Annotated in this window: 22 protein-coding genes; 19 read left to right on the top strand and 3 right to left on the bottom strand. The window is 43.3% G+C overall.

Features of this window, described 5'->3' with window-relative positions:
- Positions 1-13 precede the first annotated feature (13 nt).
- From ileS to EAG18_RS20665, 11 genes are all read left to right on the top strand, one after another.
- Positions 14-2842, top strand: a complete 2829-nt coding sequence (ileS, locus tag EAG18_RS20715) for an isoleucine--tRNA ligase (protein WP_125254257.1) — start codon at positions 14-16, stop codon at positions 2840-2842.
- Positions 2843-2851: 9 nt separating this feature from the next.
- The gene (lspA, locus tag EAG18_RS20710; RefSeq protein WP_125254256.1) at positions 2852-3355 is read left to right on the top strand and encodes a signal peptidase II; all 504 of its coding nucleotides are present in this window, start codon (positions 2852-2854) and stop codon (positions 3353-3355) included.
- Complete coding sequence (fkpB, locus tag EAG18_RS20705) at positions 3352-3792, top strand: FKBP-type peptidyl-prolyl cis-trans isomerase (RefSeq protein ID WP_125254255.1); 441 nt, start codon at positions 3352-3354, stop codon at positions 3790-3792. The genes lspA and fkpB overlap by 4 nt, the downstream gene beginning before the upstream one ends.
- Complete coding sequence (ispH, locus tag EAG18_RS20700; RefSeq protein ID WP_125254254.1) at positions 3792-4721, top strand: 4-hydroxy-3-methylbut-2-enyl diphosphate reductase; 930 nt, start codon at positions 3792-3794, stop codon at positions 4719-4721. The genes fkpB and ispH overlap by 1 nt, the downstream gene beginning before the upstream one ends.
- A gap of 12 nt (positions 4722-4733) precedes the next feature.
- The gene (locus EAG18_RS20695) at positions 4734-5738 is read left to right on the top strand and encodes a histidine kinase (protein ID WP_125254253.1); all 1005 of its coding nucleotides are present in this window, start codon (positions 4734-4736) and stop codon (positions 5736-5738) included.
- Positions 5735-6421 (top strand): LytTR family DNA-binding domain-containing protein, encoded by a 687-nt coding sequence (locus tag EAG18_RS20690; protein ID WP_125254252.1) that lies wholly within the window; start codon positions 5735-5737, stop codon positions 6419-6421. Before EAG18_RS20695 ends, EAG18_RS20690 begins: the two co-directional genes overlap by 4 nt.
- Positions 6422-6523: 102 nt before the next feature.
- Positions 6524-7078: a type IV pilus modification protein PilV gene (pilV, locus tag EAG18_RS20685; protein WP_125254251.1), complete on the top strand. Its 555-nt coding sequence runs from the start codon at positions 6524-6526 to the stop codon at positions 7076-7078.
- The gene (locus tag EAG18_RS20680) at positions 7075-8082 is read left to right on the top strand and encodes a PilW family protein (RefSeq protein ID WP_125254250.1); all 1008 of its coding nucleotides are present in this window, start codon (positions 7075-7077) and stop codon (positions 8080-8082) included. Before pilV ends, EAG18_RS20680 begins: the two co-directional genes overlap by 4 nt.
- A complete protein-coding gene (locus EAG18_RS20675; RefSeq protein WP_125254249.1) occupies positions 8070-8531 on the top strand; it encodes a pilus assembly protein PilX in 462 nt (153 codons plus the stop codon). The genes EAG18_RS20680 and EAG18_RS20675 overlap by 13 nt, the downstream gene beginning before the upstream one ends.
- Positions 8532-8550: 19 nt before the next feature.
- Complete coding sequence (locus EAG18_RS20670; protein WP_185745641.1) at positions 8551-11676, top strand: PilC/PilY family type IV pilus protein; 3126 nt, start codon at positions 8551-8553, stop codon at positions 11674-11676.
- Positions 11663-12100 carry a type IV pilin protein gene (locus EAG18_RS20665; RefSeq protein ID WP_125254247.1) on the top strand — a complete coding sequence of 146 codons (438 nt, stop codon included), beginning with the start codon at positions 11663-11665 and terminating at the stop codon, positions 12098-12100. The genes EAG18_RS20670 and EAG18_RS20665 overlap by 14 nt, the downstream gene beginning before the upstream one ends.
- A gap of 29 nt (positions 12101-12129) precedes the next feature.
- On the opposite strand, the gene EAG18_RS20660 is transcribed toward EAG18_RS20665, so the two are convergent.
- Positions 12130-12636: a type II secretion system protein gene (locus tag EAG18_RS20660; RefSeq protein ID WP_125254246.1), complete on the bottom strand. Its 507-nt coding sequence runs from the start codon at positions 12634-12636 to the stop codon at positions 12130-12132.
- A gap of 160 nt (positions 12637-12796) precedes the next feature.
- Positions 12797-13333, bottom strand: a complete 537-nt coding sequence (locus EAG18_RS20655; RefSeq protein ID WP_275557359.1) for a GspH/FimT family pseudopilin — start codon at positions 13331-13333, stop codon at positions 12797-12799.
- A gap of 137 nt (positions 13334-13470) precedes the next feature.
- On the opposite strand from EAG18_RS20655, the gene glnB reads away from it, so the two are divergent.
- Complete coding sequence (gene glnB / locus EAG18_RS20650) at positions 13471-13809, top strand: nitrogen regulatory protein P-II (RefSeq protein WP_010371023.1); 339 nt, start codon at positions 13471-13473, stop codon at positions 13807-13809.
- A 67-nt stretch (positions 13810-13876) separates the two neighbouring features.
- On the opposite strand, the gene EAG18_RS20645 is transcribed toward glnB, so the two are convergent.
- Positions 13877-14641, bottom strand: coding sequence for an outer membrane protein assembly factor BamD (locus EAG18_RS20645; protein WP_125254244.1), 765 nt, complete (start codon positions 14639-14641; stop codon positions 13877-13879).
- Between the two features lie 123 nt (positions 14642-14764).
- Here EAG18_RS20645 and rluD point away from each other — a divergent pair, with 123 nt between their 5' ends.
- From rluD to EAG18_RS20610, 7 genes are all read left to right on the top strand, one after another.
- Positions 14765-15742: a 23S rRNA pseudouridine(1911/1915/1917) synthase RluD gene (rluD, locus tag EAG18_RS20640; RefSeq protein ID WP_125254243.1), complete on the top strand. Its 978-nt coding sequence runs from the start codon at positions 14765-14767 to the stop codon at positions 15740-15742.
- A gap of 1 nt (position 15743) precedes the next feature.
- Positions 15744-16460: a peptidoglycan editing factor PgeF gene (gene pgeF / locus EAG18_RS20635; protein ID WP_125254242.1), complete on the top strand. Its 717-nt coding sequence runs from the start codon at positions 15744-15746 to the stop codon at positions 16458-16460.
- A gap of 90 nt (positions 16461-16550) precedes the next feature.
- Positions 16551-19124 (top strand): ATP-dependent chaperone ClpB, encoded by a 2574-nt coding sequence (gene clpB / locus EAG18_RS20630; RefSeq protein WP_125254241.1) that lies wholly within the window; start codon positions 16551-16553, stop codon positions 19122-19124.
- Positions 19125-19275: 151 nt separating this feature from the next.
- The gene (locus EAG18_RS20625) at positions 19276-20211 is read left to right on the top strand and encodes a zinc-binding dehydrogenase (protein WP_125254240.1); all 936 of its coding nucleotides are present in this window, start codon (positions 19276-19278) and stop codon (positions 20209-20211) included.
- 118 nt (positions 20212-20329) lie between these two features.
- Positions 20330-21907 carry a glutamate--cysteine ligase gene (gene gshA / locus EAG18_RS20620; protein WP_125254239.1) on the top strand — a complete coding sequence of 526 codons (1578 nt, stop codon included), beginning with the start codon at positions 20330-20332 and terminating at the stop codon, positions 21905-21907.
- Between the two features lie 116 nt (positions 21908-22023).
- On the top strand, positions 22024-22632 hold the full coding sequence (locus tag EAG18_RS20615) for a hypothetical protein (protein ID WP_125254238.1): 609 nt from the start codon (positions 22024-22026) through the stop codon (positions 22630-22632).
- 27 nt (positions 22633-22659) lie between these two features.
- Positions 22660-22749: a transposase gene (locus EAG18_RS20610; protein ID WP_343327585.1), complete on the top strand. Its 90-nt coding sequence runs from the start codon at positions 22660-22662 to the stop codon at positions 22747-22749.
- Positions 22750-22976: the final 227 nt, after the last annotated feature.

Here is a 22976-nt window from a genome sequence, read left to right as displayed (position 1 = left end):
GAAAGTAGGATAAATGAGCGACTACAAACATACTTTAAATCTACCGGAAACTGAGTTTCCGATGCGTGGTAATTTGGCGCAACGCGAACCAAAGATGCTGAAAAAATGGTATGAAGAAGACTTATACGGTCAAATTCGCATTGCGAAAAAAGGTAAAAAGCCATTTATTTTGCATGACGGTCCTCCGTATGCAAATGGTAATATTCACCTAGGTCACTCAGTAAATAAAATCCTAAAAGATATTATTATTAAGTCAAAAACGCTTTCAGATTTTGACGCACCCTACGTGCCAGGTTGGGACTGTCATGGTCTACCCATTGAGCTACAAGTTGAAAAGAAAGTTGGCAAGCCAGGCAAAAAAGTATCAGTTGCTGAGTTTCGCGAAAAATGCCGTGACTATGCTAAAAAGCAAGTTGAAGGTCAAAAGGTAGACTTTAAGCGTCTTGGTGTTTTGGGTGACTGGGACAAACCATACTTAACCATGAATTTTGATTTTGAAGCCAATGCTATTCGTGTACTTGGTCGTATTATCAAAAATGGCCACCTACACAAAGGTGCAAAACCAGTTCATTGGTGTACAGACTGTGGCTCGGCACTTGCTGAAGCGGAAGTTGAATATCAAGATAAGCAATCTCCAGCTATCGACGTAAAATTTGTATTTGCAGACCAAGCAGCAATTGTCGACGCGTTTAGCTTGACCGATGGCCATGAGGGCAAAGGCGAAGTAAGTACTGCAATCTGGACTACAACACCTTGGACATTGCCTGCAAACCGCGCTGTAGCGGTACATGGTGCTCTAGAATATGCGTTGGTACAAATCGAAGATGAAGGTCAAGAGCAGCGAATTGTACTTGGCTCTGAATTAGTCAAAGATGCAGTAGACCGTTTTGGCTTTAAGCACTTCCATGTATTAGGGTATGCCAAAGGCGCAGCACTTGAAAATCTTCGTGTTGTACACCCATTCTTGGACTTTGATGTTCCAGTGATTTTAGGTGAGCACGTAACAACAGATTCAGGTACTGGTATTGTTCATACGGCACCTGGTCACGGTCAAGAAGACTTTGTAGCAGGTCAGGCTTATGGCCTTGAAGTTGCAAACCCTGTTGGTGCAAATGGTGTTTATCTACCGGACACGCCAATTTTTGCAGGTCAGCACGTGTTTAAAGCGAATGACAGCATTATCGAACTGTTGAACGAAAAAGGAGTGCTGTTCCGCCATAAGGCACTGACGCATAGCTACCCGCATTGCTGGCGCCACAAGACTCCTATTATTTTCCGTGCGACGCCGCAGTGGTTTGTGAGTATGGATCAAGCGAACTTACGCACAGATTCACTGAATGAAATCAAAAAGACCGAATGGTTACCAGAGTGGGGTGAAAGCCGCATTGCAAACATGGTTGAAGGTCGCCCAGATTGGTGTATTTCTCGTCAACGTACTTGGGGTGTACCAATCGCGCTATTTGTTGACAAAGACACAGGTAGCCTGCACCCAGATACAGAAAGCTTAATTGAAGCCGTTGCCAAGTTAGTAGATGAGAAAGGTATTCAGGCTTGGTATGATCTTGAGCCGACAACTTTACTGAGCGATGCTGATGCGCAGCAATACGTTAAAGTACAAGATACACTCGATGTTTGGTTTGATTCTGGTGTAACACACGCTTGTGTAGTAGATGCCCGCGAGGAGTTAAGCGGTCCTGCTGATCTGTATCTAGAAGGTTCTGACCAACACCGTGGCTGGTTTATGTCATCAATGATGACTTCTGTTGCTATCAACGGTCATGCGCCATATAAGCAAGTGCTAACGCATGGCTTTACGGTAGACGAAAAAGGTCACAAGATGTCTAAGTCATTGGGCAATGTGATTTCACCGCAAGATATTATGAATAAACTGGGAGCAGACATTCTGCGCCTGTGGGTTGCGTCAACAGATTATACTGCTGAGATGACGGTATCTGACGAAATTTTTAAGCGCTCAGCGGATCGTTATCGCCGTATTCGTAATACAAGTCGTTATTTGCTTGCTAACCTAAGCGGTTTTGATCCAAAAACTGACTTAGTAGCGATAGAAGATATGGTTGAGCTAGACCGCTGGATTGTAGCGCGTGCAGCACAACTACAAACTGAGATCAAAGCAGCCTATGACAAGTATCAGATGTTGCAAGTTACACAAAAGCTTATGAACTTCTGTACTGGTGAACTTGGCTCTTTCTATCTTGACGTAATTAAAGATCGTCAATACACCGCGAAAAGTGATAGCCACGCTCGTCGTTCTTGTCAGTCAGCGCTTTATCATATTGCTGAGGCGATGACACGTTGGATGGCGCCGATCATGAGCTTTACCGCACAAGAAATCTGGGAAGTTTTACCGGGTGAACGTGGAAAGTTCGTATTTACTGATACTTGGTATGATGCAATTGAAGGTGCAACAGAAGGGTCACTAAATAACGAATACTGGCAGAACTTACTGGCAGTACGTGACGAAGTGAACCGTGTACTTGAAAATGCGCGTAAAGAAGAAGTAATTGGTGCGACTTTACAAGCTGAAGTAACGCTGTACACGGGTGGTGATTTAGCTGAGCAATTAAATGCTATCGGTGATGAACTGCGCTTCGTACTATTGACTTCAAAAGCAGTGGTAGAGGTGGTGAATAGCCAGCCTGAACATGCTATCTCGACTGAAATAGATGGTTTGTTTATCAGCGTTACTGCAACAGAAGCTAAAAAGTGTGACCGTTGTTGGCATTATACTGATGATGTCGGTAGTGACTCACAATACCCTGATATTTGTGGTCGTTGTATCAGTAATGTTGAAGGTGATGGCGAGCAACGCCAATTTGCCTAGGAGTCAAATGTGACACAAACTACACAGAAAAGTGGTCTAGTGTGGTTGTGGCTTAGTCTACTGCTTTTTGCAGTAGACTACTTCACCAAAGCACTGGTAATGACCGAGATGGATCTCTATGAGTCCATCGATATCCTACCTATCTTCAATTTAACCTATATGCACAATTATGGGGCTGCATTTAGCTTTTTAAGTGATGCGGGTGGTTGGCAGCGCTATTTTTTAAGTGGTATTGCTATTGCCATTAGTACGTTATTAGTATTTTGGTTGCGCAAACTTCCGGCTTCGAATTGGCAGTTAGGTCTTGCATATTCACTCGTACTCGGAGGGGCAGTTGGCAATTTATTCGATCGGATCATCCACGGGTATGTGATCGACTTTTTGCACTTTTATTATCAGGATTGGCATTATCCGGCATTTAATGTTGCGGACATGGCAATTGTTGGTGGTGCAGCACTGCTTATTTTTGATGCCTTTACCAGTGGCGATAAACCACAGGAGAAACAATCGTGAATGAACAAGTGATTGGAGCAAAATCAGAGGTTTTGTTTCACTTCTCAATAAAGTTAGAAGATGGTTCAGCGGCCGACTCGACTAAGGTCCATAACAAACCAGCCAAGCTTTTTATGGGCGATGGCAGCTTAACTGAAAACTTCGAAAAATGCTTACTGGGACTAAAAGCAGGCGATGAAAAGTCGTTTGAGCTTGAGCCAGAAGATGCGTTTGGGCAACCAAACCCTGACAATATTTACTACGTTGATAGAAGTAAATTTGGTGCAGATACACCGGCTCAGGTTGGTAGTATTATTGCCTTTACTCAACCTGATGGTACTGATCTACCTGGGTTGATCCGAGAAGTTGCTGGTGATTCGGTAACGGTGGATTTCAACCACCCGCTTGCGGGTCAAAAAGTGACATTTGAAGTTGAAATCCTAGAGGTAAGCAATTAATGGAAATCTTGCTCGCAAACCCAAGAGGATTTTGTGCTGGCGTTGATAGAGCCATCAGTATTGTTGAGCGTGCGCTCGACATTTTTACTGCGCCCATCTACGTCCGTCATGAAGTTGTGCACAACAAGTATGTGGTGGATGGTTTAAAATCTCGTGGAGCCGTGTTTGTTGAAGAGCTGGATGAGGTACCCGATGACAGTATCGTCATTTTTAGTGCACACGGTGTTTCTCAGCAAGTCCGTAACGAAGCAAAGCGCAGAGAGCTAAAAGTATTTGACGCTACTTGCCCGTTAGTGACCAAAGTGCATATGGAAGTAACTCGCGCTAGTCGAAGAGGCACTGAATGTGTGCTGATAGGACATCATGGTCACCCTGAAGTTGAGGGGACGATGGGGCAATATGACAATCCTAATGGTGGTATCTATCTTGTTGAGACACCCGAAGACGTAGCGGTGCTTGAAGTTAAAGATGCCAATAACGTGTTTTATTGTAGCCAAACGACACTCTCTGTCGATGATACAGCTGACGTTATAGACGCTCTGCGAGAGAAGTTCCCAAACATAAGTGGCCCGCGTAAAGATGACATTTGTTATGCGACCCAGAATCGTCAAGATGCGGTACGTGACTTGGCAGACAAAGTTGATTTACTTCTTGTTGTTGGTGCTAAAAACAGCTCAAACTCAAATCGCTTGAGAGAGTTGTCGGATAAAATGGGCACTAAATCTTTTTTGATTGACGACGCCTCTTCCATCGATGAGTCATGGTTATCAAATGTCGCAAAAGTTGGTGTGACAGCAGGAGCATCGGCACCTGAAGTATTAGTACAGCAAGTTATAACTCGGCTTCAGGAACTTGGCGGTAAAACCGTTGTTGAAAATCCAGGGCAAGAAGAGAATGTTGTCTTTGCAGTTCCTGTCGAGCTGAGATAGCAGGATAGGGCGATGACACCGAGAATTAGGTTGTTGTCAGCACTATTATCAGAACGAGGCATACTGGCTTTACTAGTTGCCTCGCAGCTCTTTGCTTTTTTATACTCTTTGATCATTTCAGGACCATTTTGGCAGAGTTTGGGTCTTGTTAGCTTATTTATTCACTTCACGAGCTTTTTATCTCTCACTATCTTAGTAGTGATACGTCGCTTCGTAGAAACTCGCTCTGATCTTGTTGAAGCAGGCATACTTATCTTAGTGTTTGTGATGGCAACGGCGCTCACCAGTTGGTTCTTTCCTTACTTATTTACGCTACTTGGATGGATTGATGAAGCCAAAGTTGAGCTCAACCTTTGGCGGAACATTGCAATGTGTTTGTGCATTATGACAATCTTTGCTCACTTTCTCGCAATTTTTGCAGACAACATCCGCAAGGTAGAAGCATTATCTCGGGCTGAACTAGAAGCATTGCAGGCAAGGATCCGACCGCACTTTCTATATAATACGTTAAATACGGTTGCTGAGTTGATACATCTGGATCCGAGCAATGCAGAAAAATCAGCGCTAGCACTAGCTGATTTATCCCGTGCAGCGATGTCAACCCAAAGTGTTGTACGTTTAGACGATGAAATTCAAATGTGTAAAGCGTATCTGGATCTAGAACGCTGGCGGTTTGCTGAGCGCTTGAGGGATGACTGGATACTAGAAAATATCATAGGAGATGAGCGTATCCCTGCACTTATTTTGCAGCCGCTCGTAGAAAATGCAGTAAGCCATGCTGTTGAGCCAAACCCCTCTGGTGCAGATATTAAAATATCTATCCATCGAGCTGGGCGCATATTGACGATAGTGATTGCCAACTCCTACAATCCAACATTACAACCTACTCACCAAGGTCATGGTATTGGTCTGAGTAATATCCAGCGTCGTTTGGCGCTATATTATGAACAGTCTGTTGATTTTCAGGTTAATGCCAGTGAAGATAGCTTTACCGTTTCTATTTGTATACCGTTATGAATACGTTAATACCTTACCTCATTGTGGATGATGAACCACTCGCAAGAGCTCGTATTAGACGATTGATGGACAAACAGTTGCGATTTGTCTGTGTGGGTGAAGCGAATAACTCAGCAAGTGCTAGACCAGTACTTGATGAAACGGCGGTCACACTTATTTTTTTAGATATTTCTATGCCAGGTGAGTCCGGTCTGACGTTTGCCACTGAACTTAGACAGCGGTTTCCTCGGATAAAAATTGTTTTTTTAACAGCACACCCAGAATATGCACTTGAGGCATTTGATTTGCATGCTAATGGCTATTTGGTGAAACCGCTGCGCGAAGATAAGTTGATGGCTTTATTGATGACTATTTTCCCAGAAGTAGAAACGATTAGCTATCATGTCGGAAATGAGCTTCGTCATGTGCAATTAGCCGATGTGCTTGTGGCACAAGCAGATGATAAATATACTCGTATTACGTTGAAGTCAGGGGCTGACGTACTTGTCGATATATCACTCAAGGCGTTGATGGATAAATTTCCCACACACTTTGTACAAATTCACCGAAGCACGCTTGTCAATCGTAATGATATCGCTGTATTGGAGTCGCAGGGACACAAGCACTTTGTTGGTTTAAAGTCGTTATCTGCACGATACGAAGTGAGCCGAAGAGCTTATTCCCAACTAAAAGCACTACTGTAATAAACCGTTCATCGGCTAAATAAACCTTTCAGACCATTTCACATTGAGTTTCAAATCATCCTGTTTACACTGAATCTAGGATAATAATATTCTGGTTCCATTATGAGGATAAAATACAGGCAGCAAGGCTTCACTCTGTTAGAAGTGCTCATTGCCTTTATGATTCTGAGCTTTGGGTTATTAGGCGCGGTGGCGCTGCAAGCAAAAGCAAAACAAGCAAGCTTTGACTCAATGCAAAGAGCGGCGGCAGTTGAGTTGGCCAGTGACATTATGCACCGTATTCGTAGTAACGATGCAACGAATATCGCTACTTTATACGACGTTGATTTTAATAGTACTGAGGCGGTACAAGACACAACGGCATGTTATAACAACTTTTGTAATGCCGCAGCCATTGCACAGACGGATATTGCCAATTGGCGTCGAGCGATTAGAGCGCGAGAAAACACAGGCGCATTGGATAATGCAGTTGTATGTATTAATCCAACGATAGGGGCGGATGCCTCGGGGATCAATGTACAGGTCATCGTAACATGGCGCGGTCGCCAAGCGATGACAGCGCTAGAGAATAACCCCGCAGGTGATTGTGGTGTGGCTGACGATAGGCGCAGGGCGGTCGTAATGCAGACATTTGTACTCATTAGGAGTGAGCCATGAGAAAAGTACTTGGCTTTACTTTGCTAGAAATCATGATAGCTATGTTTATTGGTGCCATGCTTTTAGGTGGTGTTATTGCCACTTATATTGGAATGAAAGCTACGACGAGCGATACCATGCAAATCGGAGAGCTTCAGGAAAAAGGGCGTTTGGCGTTGTCAATTATGCGTCGTGATATTGAACAAGTCGGTTTTTGGGGCACCTTTTACGACAAAGGGTTTACACTGGATAACCAGAGTGCGCCAGCAAATCCAGGAAATGACTGCTCTGGTGGAATTAACAATGGCAGCTTTCCAAACAACCAACCAGCTAACTTTAGACCAATTTGGGCTACATTTACGACTAATGCTACAGCGCTCGGCTGTATCACATCTGCAAGACCGCAATCAGAAGTGCTACAAGTAAAATTTCTGGAAGGAAACCCGGTCACAACAGTAGGGCTTGTCCCTGATATGGCGGCTGTCCGAGGTACAAGGTATTACTTTATTGCTCAGCAAGAGCAAGCTGAATTTATTGCTGGGGGTAATATCGCTAATATGCCAAGTGTCAACGCCACACTATGGCCGTACAGTCATCACGTTTATTATGTCAGTGAAGAACAGCAAGTGATCAATAATCGCACCCTTACCATTCCGGTATTAAGGCGACAACGTTTGCTCGTCAATGGTGGAATGAGTGATGAGTTGGTCATTGAGGGGGTTGAACAAATCCGCTTTGTTTTCGGACTCGATACTGACTATGACGGTCGCGTTGATAGATATAGGCATACAGCTAATATGACAGAAGCCGACTGGGAGGGTACCCGTGGTATTTTGTCGTTACAGCTTTTTGTATTGGTTAGGGTATTGCAACCCGATCCTGACTTTGGCGTACAGGCACGAACGTACACTCTAGGAAATGACCCTAATAGACGTGAGTTGACTTACACTGACGCTATCCGTCGTACCGTATTCTCAACCACTATTTCAATGTACAACATGGGGGGCTCATCGTGGGAAATGTAAAACAGCGAGGGGTAGTTTTGATCATGGCCATGGTAATGGTGGTGGCTGTGATGGCGATAGCGGTGACACTGATGAGTACCAGTACACTGGATATTAAAATGACACATGCGGTGATGGAGCGAGAAGAAGCTGAAAGTCTGTTATTTGGTGAAATGCAGCGCTTGATCAGGCAAGAACAAAGGGCGCCAAACAACGTTTTTTTACGTTCACGGCAGCAGCTCGCTGATGATGGTGCAACAGTGCAGACTCCTGGCGGTCTTCAAGCTACGGTGACGAATTTAAACAATGGTGAGCTGGAGCTATTTTGCCCACGCCAATTTGATTATACCGCAGGCTTTGTTTGCAACATGACAGAGGTAGAGGCCACAGTGGAGTATGGTGATAAGGGTCGTCACAATGTCACAATTGTGATGGGAATAGGCCAAGAAATTGTCAGTGTTTCTAACTAGTATTTCTCGAGTACAGACTATGAATAAGCTCTTTTATGTTATTACCGTTATAGCAATAGTGCTACAAACTGCAAAAGCGGAAGATATAGAACTTTATGTTAAACACAATGTGTCAACTCGGGAGCAACCGAGAGTTTTGATGCTTTTTGATACCTCAGGCAGTATGGCCTGGGATTCACAAAATGGTAAAACCTGCTATGAACGTTACTCATACAAGTATAGAGGACGCTGGCGGTATGGCTATCGAGAAGCCGAGTGTTTTAACGGTAGTAATTGCTACCAAGCGAACCAATATAACCAAGCTGTTCAAGGTTGTGCCGACAGCCGTTTAAAGGTTGCTAAAGATGCCATGAGTAACTTAGTAACTAAGAATGATGACATTCAATTTGGCTTATCCCGTCTGTATTCGTCGAGTGGTGGATATATTTTAAATGGCATCGGCAGCAGCCAGTCTAACATTGTGGATAAAATAAACGCCTTGCCAGCATCGGGGTCAACTCCGCTGTCTGAAACCCTGTGGGAGCTTTATAACTACTTAAAAGGCGGAAATGTATATTGGGGAGAGAATGGTGGCTATGACCGAGATCGAAGTATTGAAAGTGGTGGTGATTACATCTCTGCATTTAAGCGTCAGCCCGGTGCAGAAGAGCGCTGTGATACATCTGTAAATTTAATTCTGATGACAGATGGCGATCCAACTAGTGACACCGACTCGAATAATAGCATAGTCAATGAGTATTATTCTGTTTATGGCGCATATCCGGATTATTTTGATGTAAATGAAGGCTATGGTGTTACCAGAAACTACTTACCAGCATTAGCAAAAGCCATGCGTGGGACTTCGCAGGTAAAGGTTGACTTATATCCGGCTACCCCAGATGAACATGATTTTGCACGCGTATTTACTATTGGGTTTGGTAATGGGATGTCAGAGCTAGGTAAGGATTTACTTGCTGAAACCGCAGAGCAGGGCGGTGGACAATACCTACATGCTAATAGCGCAAATGAGTTGTCAGACGTACTAAAAACTACCATCACCAACATTCGTAACATTAGCGCTAGCTTCAGCTCGCCAACCGTTTCTGCTAATGCAGAAGATCAAACGCAAACTGGTGATGCGCTTTATTATACTTTGTTCAAGCCTGAAACTCATACACGCTGGCGTGGTAACTTAAAAAAGCTAAAGTTCGAGAATAAGAAGATAATTGGCCAAGAGAAAACGTCAGCAATTGACAGCAAAGGAGCCATTTCAACTAACGTTACAACCTACTGGTCTGAACCAGGCTCAAAAGATGGGAACAATATAGAAAAAGGCGGAGTAAATTACGCACTTCAAAATCAGATCAGCAGAAAAGTACTATCTGATTTTGGTGGCAGTGCACTGGTTAGTTTTACCTATACTAATGGTAAAAATACCTACGGAGATCATGCTAGTTTAGCTTCAGCTATGGAGATGAGTGGGGCAAGTGAGGGCCAATTACAAGAAGTTTTTGATTGGGCGATGGGTCAAGATGTTGACGATGATGATGGCGACAGTAACCGCTCAGAAAGAAGAGCGGATATTTTCGCCGATCCACTTCACTCAAAGCCTGCTACGGTTGACTATGGTAATGGAGACGTACGTATTCTTGTCGGTACGAATGCTGGTATGCTTCATATGTTTAAAGACAGTGGTAATAGTGTTAGTGAGAGCTGGGCGTTTATTCCCGGAGAGCTATTGCCAGTCTTAAACTCAGTTAAGACACAAAAACCAGAAACAAAAATTTATGGGGTCGATGGTCCAATTACGACTTATTTTCATGACCTAAATAAGAACCACAAAGTAGATAATGGTGATAAAGTCTGGGCGTTTGTTGGTTTGCGACGCGGCGGGAATGAGTATTATGGCTTTGATATTACCGACCCTGATTCGCCTAAATTATTGTGGGGTGGGCCTATTTCTGGTGACAAGACCAAGTTTAATCACCTAGGGCAAACGTGGTCGAAGCCGGTTGTTTCTTTTATTGAAAAACAAAAAGAAAGGCCTGTATTAATATTCGCCGCGGGTTATAACACGAATAAAGATAATGTCTCGAGATCGGAAGATAAAGACAATAAGGGCGTAGGGCTTTACATGGTTGATATTATGTCTAGCAATGCTGATATTGTTTGGTCACTAACAGGTGATGCTTTTAAAGGAAAGCATAGTATCGTAGCGGAGCCAACACTCACTGACTCTGATTATGATGGCTTTGTTGACAGAATATATTTGGCCGACACTGCAGGTAGTATTTGGAGAATTGATATTCCTGGCCCAAATCCCAATGATAGCGACGAGCCTTGGACACACTTTGAGCTTGCCCGATTGGGCAGTTCCGCAGCTGATCAAGATAGGCGTTTTTTCTATCGCCCGACTGTGGCAAGGACATTCTATAGCCAAGTCACAAAGACAGTGAACAGAGACAATGTTAATGATACTCGAATCGATAGGAAAGACACGCCATTTGACGCTATTGTCATTGGTAGTGGCAACCGTTCCAAACCAACAGATTCAAGTGTGACTGACTATTTATTTATGATCCGAGATATACACACTAAAACACAGTCGTTCGTTAATGATATTCCTGAACCCATTGTGGTTGAAGAGTTAATGGAAATGAAAAACGACCCATTTGGTAATGCTGTTAGCGATCTAAATACATTTATCAACCTAGAGGTAGAGCTTAGTAAATTTAAAGGTTGGAAATATCAGCTATCCGGCGGCGAAAAGTCCTTAGCTGCGACAACAGTTATTGGTGGAGTTGCATATTATACTTCCTTCACGCCAGCAGATCAGACAACACAACAGTGCACATTGACAGGTGGTAAAGGACAGCTTTATATGTTTCATCTTCACTATGGAACAGGTAAAACCTATATTACATCACAAGACTTACCTGATACACCGACCATGATCGTGAGAGAAAACGTGGTTTATATCCCAGGTCCAGGTATTGAAGCCGGTCCTGATGCAAGTACGCCATTTGCGCCACCCAGTATTCCGAGTGAGCCGGTTCCTGTCGTCGGAGAAAATGGTTTAATCGAAATTTTTAAAAGTAAAAGTACAGGAATAAGAACTAGGCAGCTTTACATCTATAAACGGGAAGAAAGTGATGAGAAAAATTAACGGGCTACCTCATAATCGTCGGGGCTTTACGTTAATCGAAGTCATGATAGTGGTTGTGATAATTGGCATCATGTCAGCTATAGCGTACCCTAATTATACTGACTACGTTAGGCGAGGTGCACGTGCTGAGGCGATGACTGTGTTGCTCGATGCAGCAAATAAGCAAGAACAGTTTTTTGTTGACAATCGTCGCTACTCCAATGATTTAGGTGCAATAGGAGTGCCTCGGGAAACAGGTAATGGTTACTTTGTTATCACCTTACAAAATGTCACTGTAGATACGTTCAGGGTTGTTGCAACTGCAACTGCGGGCCCAGTAAGAGGAGACCAAGAATGTCCAGCACTAACAATTGACGAGCTTGGTGTGCGTGGCGTAACTGGCGTAGTAGGGCAAGCCCAAATTGACCGTTGTTGGGAGCGATAAGCACACATCATGAGGGAGGTGTCACTCCCTCATTGATTACACTTCTCAGTATCTTTAAGTGTACTACGTCCAGTGTAACTAACTGATAGTGCAAGTCCTGACTTATTGCTAATATTACAGTAAATAAACGTACCATTATATAACCCTGCAAGGTGGCCAAAACGGCGAAATACCACAGCATGGCGAGGATAAACTAATGTATCTCCACGCGCTGTTGAGTCAAATACACTTAACTTAACGTCTTTACCTGTAAAAATACCTACAGGGTAATAGTCTACAAATATCGTAATAGACTTGTGCCAATCACGTTTGTCGCAACGGTCTTTGTTTAAGGGGCAAAGTGTGACAGTCGCATCATTAGCAACAGCTTTAATACGAGCAAAGTTAATTGCACGCCTTAATGCCTCTAACTTAAATTCAGCATTGTTAGCGCGTAAAGACGAACTAAGAAATGGTAGCGTCAACGCGCTAACAATAAGAATAATGGTGATGCAAACTAAGCTTTCTAAAAGTGAGAAACCAAATTGACGACGCATATCCTTTGCCTCGAAGTGATCATATAAAGGAGCGTAGCGTCGCCATGGCTAAAAACAAGGAAAGTGAAAAGCTTTCAAGTTAACTGACATGATGTCTAAACAGAAAATAGACTGCTTGGTTGCTTTAGTTGACTAACTCACTGTTTATTCCGAAATCAGGTTAATTACACTGATCCTCAGTATCGCCTCTATAGAGTGCTGTGCCAGCTTGAGACACGCTAAGTTGTTGATTGTTATCTTCACTGCCCGGACAATAGGTGAAATTACCAGTAGCTGCGCCACTAAGTAAACCACTAGAGTCAAATCTTAGGCGATTATCGCCAGAAAATACCATATTATCACTGGTATTCACGACTTCCATTACTCTGTGCAGCGTATCATTATTGTTAAATTGGCCGTCATTATTCCTATCGACAAAAACGGAAATTCGGTTTGTTGCCCAATCATCTGCACATGCGAACGGAGCTCGGTTTTGTATACTTGCAGGGGAAGCAGGGCATAGAATGACAATCTCATCAGACGCAGTCGCCTTGACGCGAGCAAAGGCAATATTTCGCTGTAACTCCTGTAAAAAAGATTGCGCGCGGTCACGTTGCAACAGGTTGCCATCAAAGCTAAATGAAACAGCTAATACAATTGCTAAAATGGCAATTGTTATCATAAGTTCTAACAGGTTGAATCCCGCTGATTGTTTCATTACTGCCTCACAACCAAAAATTAATAATTTAATATTAGTATTATTGCGTGAAATCACCTCAACTTTCAATGTCTTTGTTTGCCTTGAACAGGTGTATTGTCTAAAATCGACGCTATACCAAAGGAATCGAGATAGTCATGAAGAAAATAGAAGCAATAATTAAACCGTTCAAACTAGATGATGTCCGAGAGGCGCTTTCGGATGTGGGGATCACGGGGATGACAGTGTGTGAAGTAAAGGGCTTCGGTCGTCAAAAAGGTCATACTGAGTTGTATCGTGGTGCCGAATATATGGTAGATTTTTTGCCCAAGGTAAAACTTGATATAGTCACGGCAGACGAAGATGTTGATAGAGCCATTGAAGTGATCTTGAAAACAGCACAAACAGGTAAAATTGGCGATGGTAAAATATTTGTGACTGATGTTGAGCGTGTGGTGCGGATCCGTACCGGTGAAGAAGACGAAGAAGCGATTTAAGCCAGTGAGTCGGCTATTGTAGTGTAGTCAGTCGCGACCAGTATGTAGTCGCGACTGAATAGTATATCTATTTATTGCGTGGGTTAGCTGATTTTGCTTTTTTTACGTTTTCTGCAAGATCCTGTAACCCCAATTTACGGTAACTCTTTTCCATAATATCAAAAGCTTGTTTTAGGTAACTACTTTGAGAGTAGTGTTCCACAACATATTTACCTCGATTAGCTGCTGCAAGGTACGCTTCACGTTCAAAGTAATATTCAGCTACTTTTAATTCATAACGCGCCATTTTGTTTAATAGCCAGACGATGCGCTTTTTGGCTTCTGGTGCATAAGGACTGTTGGGATAATTTTTAACGAGTGTGGTTAAATCTTGAAATGCTACACGAGTACGATTTGCGTCTCTGTCAGCCCTATCCACTCCAAAGTACTCCTGAAATGCGTTTTCATCAGCTTTGATGCTTACAAGGCCGCGCATGTAGTACATGTAATCAAGATCTTTATGGTTTGGATTTAAACGGATAAAGCGGTCAATTGTCGCTAGTGCTTGATCTGTGTTACCTGTTTGGTAATAAGCATAAACTAAGTCCATTTGAACTTGTCTTGCATATGGCCCAAAAGGGTATCTTGCGTTAATTGCGCCAAGTAACTCAATGGCGCGTGCATAAAGACCTGAATCTAAAGTTTGCTTTGCATCTTCATACAGTGCTTGTGCAGATTTGTTTGGTACGCGTTCTATATCTTCTTGTTCTGGTGCGGATGAACAGGCTGCCAAACCTAAAACAGACGCGGCTAACGCCAGCCTAAAGGCGTGTGTCCTTAAGTTTTTAATCATTTTATTTTACTACCTTTGTTTTCTTCGGCTAGGCCAACTCGGCAAAACCGAGTAAACTATGCATTTATACGATTCTAACCCAGTCGAGCACGGCTTGCACTGGTAAATTAGGTAAAGTTTCAGATGTCAGAGCAAATTTCCCTCCAAGCGGAGGTTCCAGTCGAACTCGGTGGTAAACGTCTAGACCAAATATTGGCGCAATTGTTCCCGGATTTTTCTCGTTCAAGAATAAAAACTTGGATCCTTGAAGATAAAGTCACCGTCGATGGTGAAGTTTTCAACACGCCTCGTGAAAAGTTATTGGGTGGTGAAAGCGTCGCCATTGAAACGGTTATCGAAGCCCAGCGTGAATACGAAGCGCAAGATATAGACCTAGATATCGTCTATGAAGATGATGATATTCTGGTGATAAACAAGCCGATGGGATTGGTCGTTCACCCTGGAGCCGGTAACCCCGATGGCACAGTATTAAATGCTCTGCTGCACCATCACCCAGAAATCATTAACGTACCTCGAGCTGGTATTGTTCACCGTCTCGATAAAGACACGACCGGTCTAATGGTTGTGGCGAAAACCATTCAAGCGCAAACACATTTGGTGAAAAACTTACAGGCGCGTGAAAACTTCACTCGTGAGTATGAAGCAATTTGTAACGGCACCATGACAGCTGGTGGCATGATTGAAAAGCCAATAGGGCGCCACGCTACAAAACGTACGCATATGGCGGTACATGAAATGGGTAAACCTGCTATCACGCATTATCGTGTTGCAGAGAAATTTCGTGCACATACTCGGCTTCGTCTGCGACTAGAGACTGGTAGAACGCACCAAATTCGTGTGCATATGGCATATTTAAACCATCCACTGATTGGCGATCAGTTGTATGGTGGTCGTCCTCGTCCACCGAGAAATGCCACTCAAGGGCTTACAGAGCAGTTAAGAGCATTTAAACGTCAGGCATTACATGCGATAAAGCTTAGTATCGCGCATCCAATTACAGGTGAAATGATGACATGGGAAGCACCAGTACCTGAAGATATGATAAATCTGGTGGCGGCGTTAAGAGAAGACACCAAAGAAAACCCAGACTTGACGCTATAAGATGCAGCTAGCTCAGTGGCCACTTTCCCAACTAGTTGGGACACTATCGACAACGCGCGAAGGTGGCGTTTCTCTGCCACCTTTCGATAGTTTTAATCTTGCCTTTCATGTTGGCGATAATGCCGAACATGTCGCAGAAAACCGTCGAATTTTGCATGGCTACGTTGCCAACCCTATTGTTTGGCTTGAACAAGTCCATGGCGCTGAGGTTATGGTGGTTGATGAGCAGTTTGAGGCGGCGCAAGTCCATCAAGCAGATGCACTCTATACGCGCTTACGGCAAACGCCTCTAGCTATCATGACGGCAGACTGTTTGCCGATTTTGTTGGCGTCAGAAAATGGCGAAGAAGTAGCAGCTATCCATGGTGGCTGGAAGCCGCTCGCCGCTGGTATTATTGCAAATACACTTGCTAAGTTTCGTTGTGCCCCTGAAGAAATTCACGCATGGTTTGGCCCTGCAATAGGACCTGATGCTTTTGAAGTGGGTGAAGATGTAGTAGCTGCGTTCGAAGCACAAAAAAGTACGCCCTTTACAGCTACAAAAAAGGGTAAGTACCTTGGTAATATTTTTGCGCTTGCTGAAACACTATTGCGCCAACAAGGTGTTACAAAATTCTACGGTGAGAGACACTGTACAGTCAGTTTGCCTGAGCTGTACTTTTCTTATCGTAGAGACAACATAACAGGCCGTATGGCGACTTTGATTTGGCGCAAATAATCAGGTTAAATTATTACTTTAACGCTTGATCTTCGCTCCACTAATACCCATAAATAAGGTAATTCAATATTTTATATGGGTAAATAAATCATGCGTTTAGATAGATTTACAAGCAAATTTCAAGCTGCGCTTTCTGACGCGCAATCACTCGCGCTTGGGCGTGACCATCAATTTATTGAACCTGTTCATTTAATGTACGCTCTGCTACAGCAAAGTGGCTCAAGTGTACGAGCGTTATTGGCGCAAGCAGGTGTAAGCGCTGATGAACTCAATACCAAGCTATCTCAAGCCATTGAAAAATTATTTAAGGTTGAAGGCGTAGGTGGAGATGTCCAGCTTTCGAATAACCTGATTTCACTTATCAATCTATGCGATAAATACGCTCAAAAACGCAAAGATAAATATATTTCTAGTGAGCTGTTTGTTTTTGCGGCAGTTGAAGACAAAGGAGCTTTGGGTGAAATTTTCAAAACTTTGAATATTACCCAAGCAAAAATCGAGCAAGCGATTAAAGCGATCCGAGGCGGGCAGAAGGTTGACGATCCCAATGCAGAAGATACACGTCAAGCACTTGAGAAATTCACCGTTGACCTTACTGAGCGAGCCGAACAAGGTAAACTAGACCCGGTAATTGGTCGCGATGATGAAATCCGTCGCACCATTCAGGTGCTACAGCGCCGTACTAAGAATAACCCTGTACTTATCGGTGAACCGGGTGTTGGTAAGACCGCTATCGTTGAGGGACTTGCACAACGTATTATCAACGGTGAGGTGCCAGAAGGGCTGAAAAATAAGCGTGTACTATCACTGGATATGGGGGCGCTAGTCGCTGGTGCTAAATACCGTGGCGAATTTGAAGAGCGTTTAAAGTCGGTGTTAAACGAGCTTGCCAAAGAAGAGGGGCAAGTTATTCTGTTTATTGACGAAATTCACACTATGGTTGGGGCCGGAAAAACCGATGGTGCAATGGATGCTGGCAATATGCTCAAACCTGCACTTGCGCGTGGAGAGCTCCACTGCGTCGGAGCCACGACGCTCGACGAGTATCGACAATATATTGAAAAAGATGCTGCACTTGAGCGCCGCTTCCAAAAGGTATTTGTCGCAGAGCCAACCGTTGAAGACACTATTGCCATACTCCGTGGCTTAAAAGAGCGCTACGAACTTCATCATTCAGTCGATATTACTGATCCGGCGATCGTAGCTGCGGCGAACCTGTCACACCGTTATATTACGGATAGACAGCTTCCAGATAAAGCCATTGACTTAATTGATGAAGCCGGTTCATCAATTCGACTGCAAATAGACTCAAAGCCGGAGCAATTAGACAGACTTGAACGTCGTATTATTCAACTGAAATTGGAAGACAGTGCACTGGCCAAAGAAAAAGATGAAGCCAGCCAAAAGCGTCGAACCGAGATGCAAGCACTCATCAATGAATTAGAAATGGAGTATCGTGAGCTAGACGAAGTATGGAACGCTGAAAAAGCCTCGCTTCAGGGTACACAAGTGATCAAAGCAGAGCTGGAGCAAGCGCGGTTAGATTTAGAAGTCGCGCGCCGAGCAAGTGATTTACAGCGTATGTCTGAGCTGCAATATGGCCGTATTCCTGAACTAGAGCGTAAGCTTGACTTGGCATCCCAAGCAGAGATGCAAGAAATGAGTCTACTGAAAAATCAGGTTGGCGAAGATGAAATTGCTGAAATTCTCTCTCGCTGGACAGGGATCCCAGTATCTAAAATGCTTCAAGGTGAACGTGAAAAATTACTCCAAATGGAAGATGAGCTGCACAAAAAGGTCATAGGTCAAGATGAAGCGGTGAATGCGGTTGCCAATGCTATCCGCCGCTCTCGAGCTGGGCTTGCTGATCCTAATCGTCCAATTGGTTCGTTTTTATTTTTAGGCCCAACTGGTGTTGGTAAAACGGAGCTAACCAAAGCATTAGCCAACTTTATGTTTGATACCGAAGATGCCATGGTTCGGATTGATATGTCTGAATTTATGGAAAAGCATTCGGTGGCAAGGTTGGTAGGTGCGCCTCCGGGTTACGTTGGTTATGAAGAAGGTGGATATTTAACTGAAGCGGTGCGTCGGCGTCCGTACTCGGTGGTGTTACTTGATGAAGTAGAAAAAGCTCACCCTGATGTGTTTAACATCTTACTGCAAGTCTTGGATGATGGTCGCTTAACTGACGGACAAGGGCGTACGGTAGACTTCAAAAACTCAGTGATCATCATGACTTCAAACTTAGGCTCAGATGTAATTCAAGAGCAGGCCGGTAGTAATGATTATGCCGCACTTAAAGAGCGGGTGATGGCAGTGTTGGCAAATCAATTTAGACCTGAGTTTATAAACCGGATTGATGAAACCGTTGTCTTCCACCCGTTAGTTAATGAGCATATTAAAGAGATAGCGAGTATCCAATTAGCGCGATTAAGCCAGCGCTTAACGCAAAGAGGTTTTGTGCTTGAACTGAGTGACGCTGCGCTTGATAAAATTGCTGCAAGTGGTTTTGATCCAGTTTATGGTGCGCGGCCACTAAAACGTGCTGTACAACAGTACATTGAAAACCCACTGGCACAGGATTTATTACAAGGTAAATTTGTGACAGGGGATACTATCAAAGTCGATGTAGTGGATGACCAAATCGTTTTTAATCATTAACCGAGATTTGGATAAAGCATAAACTATCCAACATTAACAGTATACAAACGCGCTTGCTGGAGTAAGGCAAGCGCGTTTTTCATTGTTGTAAACTGCGTCTTCTTTCGCGTATTCTACAAAATAACAAGATCTCTCAATAACTGAATCTCTTATGATAAATGAGTCAACTACTTACGGTGTTTATGAGTTTGGTGATAGCACCCAATTATGTCCGCTCACTCGCACTTTGCCAGTGCTTAGTAATGGGCAGGTAATGGTGAGGGTACTGAGCACTAGTGTTAATCCAATCGAGCTTAAAACAAGACAAGGCTTAGGCTATGTTGCAGCGCAAAAAGAGGCAGGTACCTTTCTGCCTTTAGGGTATGACTTATTTGGCGAAGTGGTGGGGGTATCTGACTCTGGTACACAACTTCAAGTGGGTCAACATGTTATAGGCATGGTTGGTTTTGCAAACAACCCTGGTACCTACAGTGATTATGTGGTTGCCAATGAAACTGAATTATTAGCGGTTTCAGCGCAAGAAAATCTAGCGATCTCTGGTCTATGTTTAGCAGGCTTAACTGCAAAGCAAGCCCTTGATAAATTTTCCCAGTACGAGCGTCCTTTATACGTTTTGGCACCTACTGGGGGAGTCGGTCATTTAGCTATTCAATTAGCACAACTTCAAGGACGTAACGTAGTTGCTGTGTCCACTCGTCCAGAACACCCGCTATTGGCTCAGCTAAATGTTACCGCGATTAGTTATGATGAGTTTTATCAGTGTGATGTTGAATGCGACCTATTGGATTTGATTGGTGGTGAAATAGCACTACAGTGTTTGAATGCACTTCGCAGTGGCTCACAATTAGTTACAGTCCCCAGTGTGACCAAGGCACTTATTTGTGAGCAAGCCACCATAAAAGGGATAACGGCACAGGGAATGTTGGTTGCGCCTGATTTAGATGACTTGAAACATTTGTATCAGGCGTACCAAGCTGGCAAAATCAACATCAATGTGAGTCATTATTTTGATCTGGCAGACATTGCGCTTGCGCATACTTATATGGAAAATGCGCAACATGTCGGTAAAGTTATTATTAAAGCCTGACCGTGGTGAGATAGGCAGTGATGGACAGTGAGCCGCACTCTTTTTATCAACACCCTTGGTATAAACTAATTTCGACCCCATAAACTTGAAATTGGCCTGTAGGTTCGAGGAAGAATTTTTGAAACAATTAGACTTAAACACTAAGCTGGATTTGTTGTCTGGCGGTGTACATCGCGGCGCTTTTAAGGGTATCAAAAGAGGTATCGAGAGAGAGGCTTTGAGGATCCAAGGGTCAGGAAAGATAGCAAAAACTCCACATCCAGAAAAGACTGGCCATGCTCTAACTAATGGTCATATTACCACGGATTTCTCTGAGTCCTTATTAGAGTTCATTACTCCAGTCAGTGAAAATCCTGAAGAGACGCTAGCGCAGTTGTCTGATTTACAGAAATTTACGCTAGCCAATATGGGCGATGAGTTATTATGGCCTTTATCTATGCCATGCTTCATTGAAGATGAAGAAGATATTGTGTTGGCGCAGTTTGGTACTTCCAACATTGGAAAGATGAAAACGCTGTATCGTGAAGGGTTAAAAAACCGCTATGGTAGTATGATGCAGGCCATTGCTGGGGTGCATTTTAATATCTCTTTTCCCGAGCAAGTATGGCAAAGCCTGCAATCCATATCAGAAGATAAACAAGCTCAGCAAACGTTTATCTCACAACAGTATTTAGGCTTAATTCGCAACTTTAAGCGTGAAATGTGGCTGATCAGTTATCTCTTTGGTGCTTCACCGGCGCTGTGCCCATCATTTTTGCAAGGTAAGAAAAGCGACCTACCATTTAAGACACTAGAAAACGGTGCTATTTACTTAGAATATGGTACTGCGTTGAGACTAGGTGATTTAGGGTATACCAATAGCGCGCAAAGCTCGCTGAAAGTGATGTATAACGACTTGGATGAGTATATCGCTGGACTTAGAGAAGCGATTAGATGTCGCTCTGATTTATATCATGAGATCCCAGACTACCGTGCAGCAGAGCCAAAGCAGTTAAATCGTAACATTCTACAAATAGAAAACGAATTCTACTCGCCAATTAGACCAAAGCGTAATGCGAAATCGGGTGAAACGCCAACTCAGGCACTGGAACGTGGTGGTATTGAGTACATCGAAATCCGTGCTTTAGATGTTAACCCATTTGAACACACAGGTATTAGCCTTGAACAAATTCATTTCTTGGATGTTTTCTTAACTTACTGCTTATTAAAACCAAGTGCTGAGTTGACCTTTGATGCGCAAAAATTAGCAGGTAAAAACCTCCGTCAGGTAGTAAACCAAGGGCGCTGTACTGAGCTTGAATTGGAAAGAGAAGGTGTACCAGTCACAGTAAAGCAGTGGGGGGCAGAGATCTTCGCTGATTTAAGTCATGTCGCACAGATGTTAGATGCCAACAGCGGTAAATCTGTTTACGTAGAAGTGATTGAAAAACTATCGCGCGCGATAGAGACACCTGCACTGACTTTTTCAGGGCAGTTGCTGTCGCAATTACAAAACCGAACCCTTGAACAGGGGTCAATGGGACTTGAGCTTGCAAACAACTATAAGCAACTGCATCAAGACGTAGAATATGGTTACTATGATGAAGCGGAACTTGCAGCATTTGCGCAGCAATCATTTGAGGATGAAAAAGCAGTAAGAGCTGGTGATACAGCTGATTTTACCAGTTTCTTAGATGATTATTTTTCTCGAGCATAAAAAAGCGCAGCCATAGGGCTGCGCAAATAAATTTCAGGGATGAAACAATGCTAAACTGCTGCATTCATAAGTTCAGACCAATGCAAATTGTTAAAGTTCATTAGGTTTCGAAAAAAATGCAAAAAAAATTAATTTTAGTTAGTCTCATTGCTGTTTTATCCGGATGTGCGACTGCACCACCAAAGCAACCTCATGATATTTGCAAGATTTTTGAGGAAAAAGAAGATTGGTACTATGACGCTCGAGATGCCCAAGAAAAATGGGGATCGCCCAAACATGTTCTGATGAGCATGATGTTTCAGGAAAGCTCTTTTCGTCATGATGCTGCACCTCCGATGGAATATTTCCTTTGGTTTATTCCCATTGGCCGTGCCAGCTCAGCTTATGGCTATTCTCAGGCTAAAACTCCCACTTGGTCAGACTATATTAGAGAAACGGGTAATTCTGGGGCAGATCGTGATGACTTCGACGATGCTATCGATTTTATGGCTTGGTTCGTTTACAAAACCAATAAAGTAAATGGTGTGTCTAAGTGGGATGCTTATGCGCAATATTTAAATTACCATGAAGGTTGGGGTGGCTATCGCCGTGGCACCTATAAAAAGAAAAAATGGCTCATGCAGGTCGCTAATAAAGTGAAACATCGCGCGGCAAGATACGCCGTTCAGCTAAAACGCTGTGAAGATGATTTGGATAAGAATTGGTTCGAAAGGCTATTTTCTTAGAGGCGTGTTTTCTTTATTTTAGAAAAGGTGATAGTGCATACTTGGAGGCAAAATTTAAGTCAGCATATTCACTTATATTGTTTAATCCCTGCCGGTACGCTCGATAAGGTTCAATGAAGTGAGATAGAAAAAGGCTAGCGGCTCAGTTTAACAAGCGATTATGCAACACAAACAGCGTGTCGCATAAATACTAAAATGTTAGTATTCAAGTGCAACCTCCGAGCAGTAATAAAATAACTTTATGGAAATGAAAGCAAAAGGGCCCTTTTTAATAATCTCTCATCCCATGAAAGGTAGTTTTAGCTTTTTTCTAATAGACGATTTTGATAACAGCCCAGATTATT

This window comes from Pseudoalteromonas sp. J010 (assembly GCF_003934235.1).
Taxonomy (GTDB): Bacteria; Pseudomonadota; Gammaproteobacteria; order Enterobacterales; family Alteromonadaceae; genus Pseudoalteromonas; species Pseudoalteromonas peptidolytica.
This window is presented reverse-complemented; position numbering and strand designations above follow the sequence as displayed.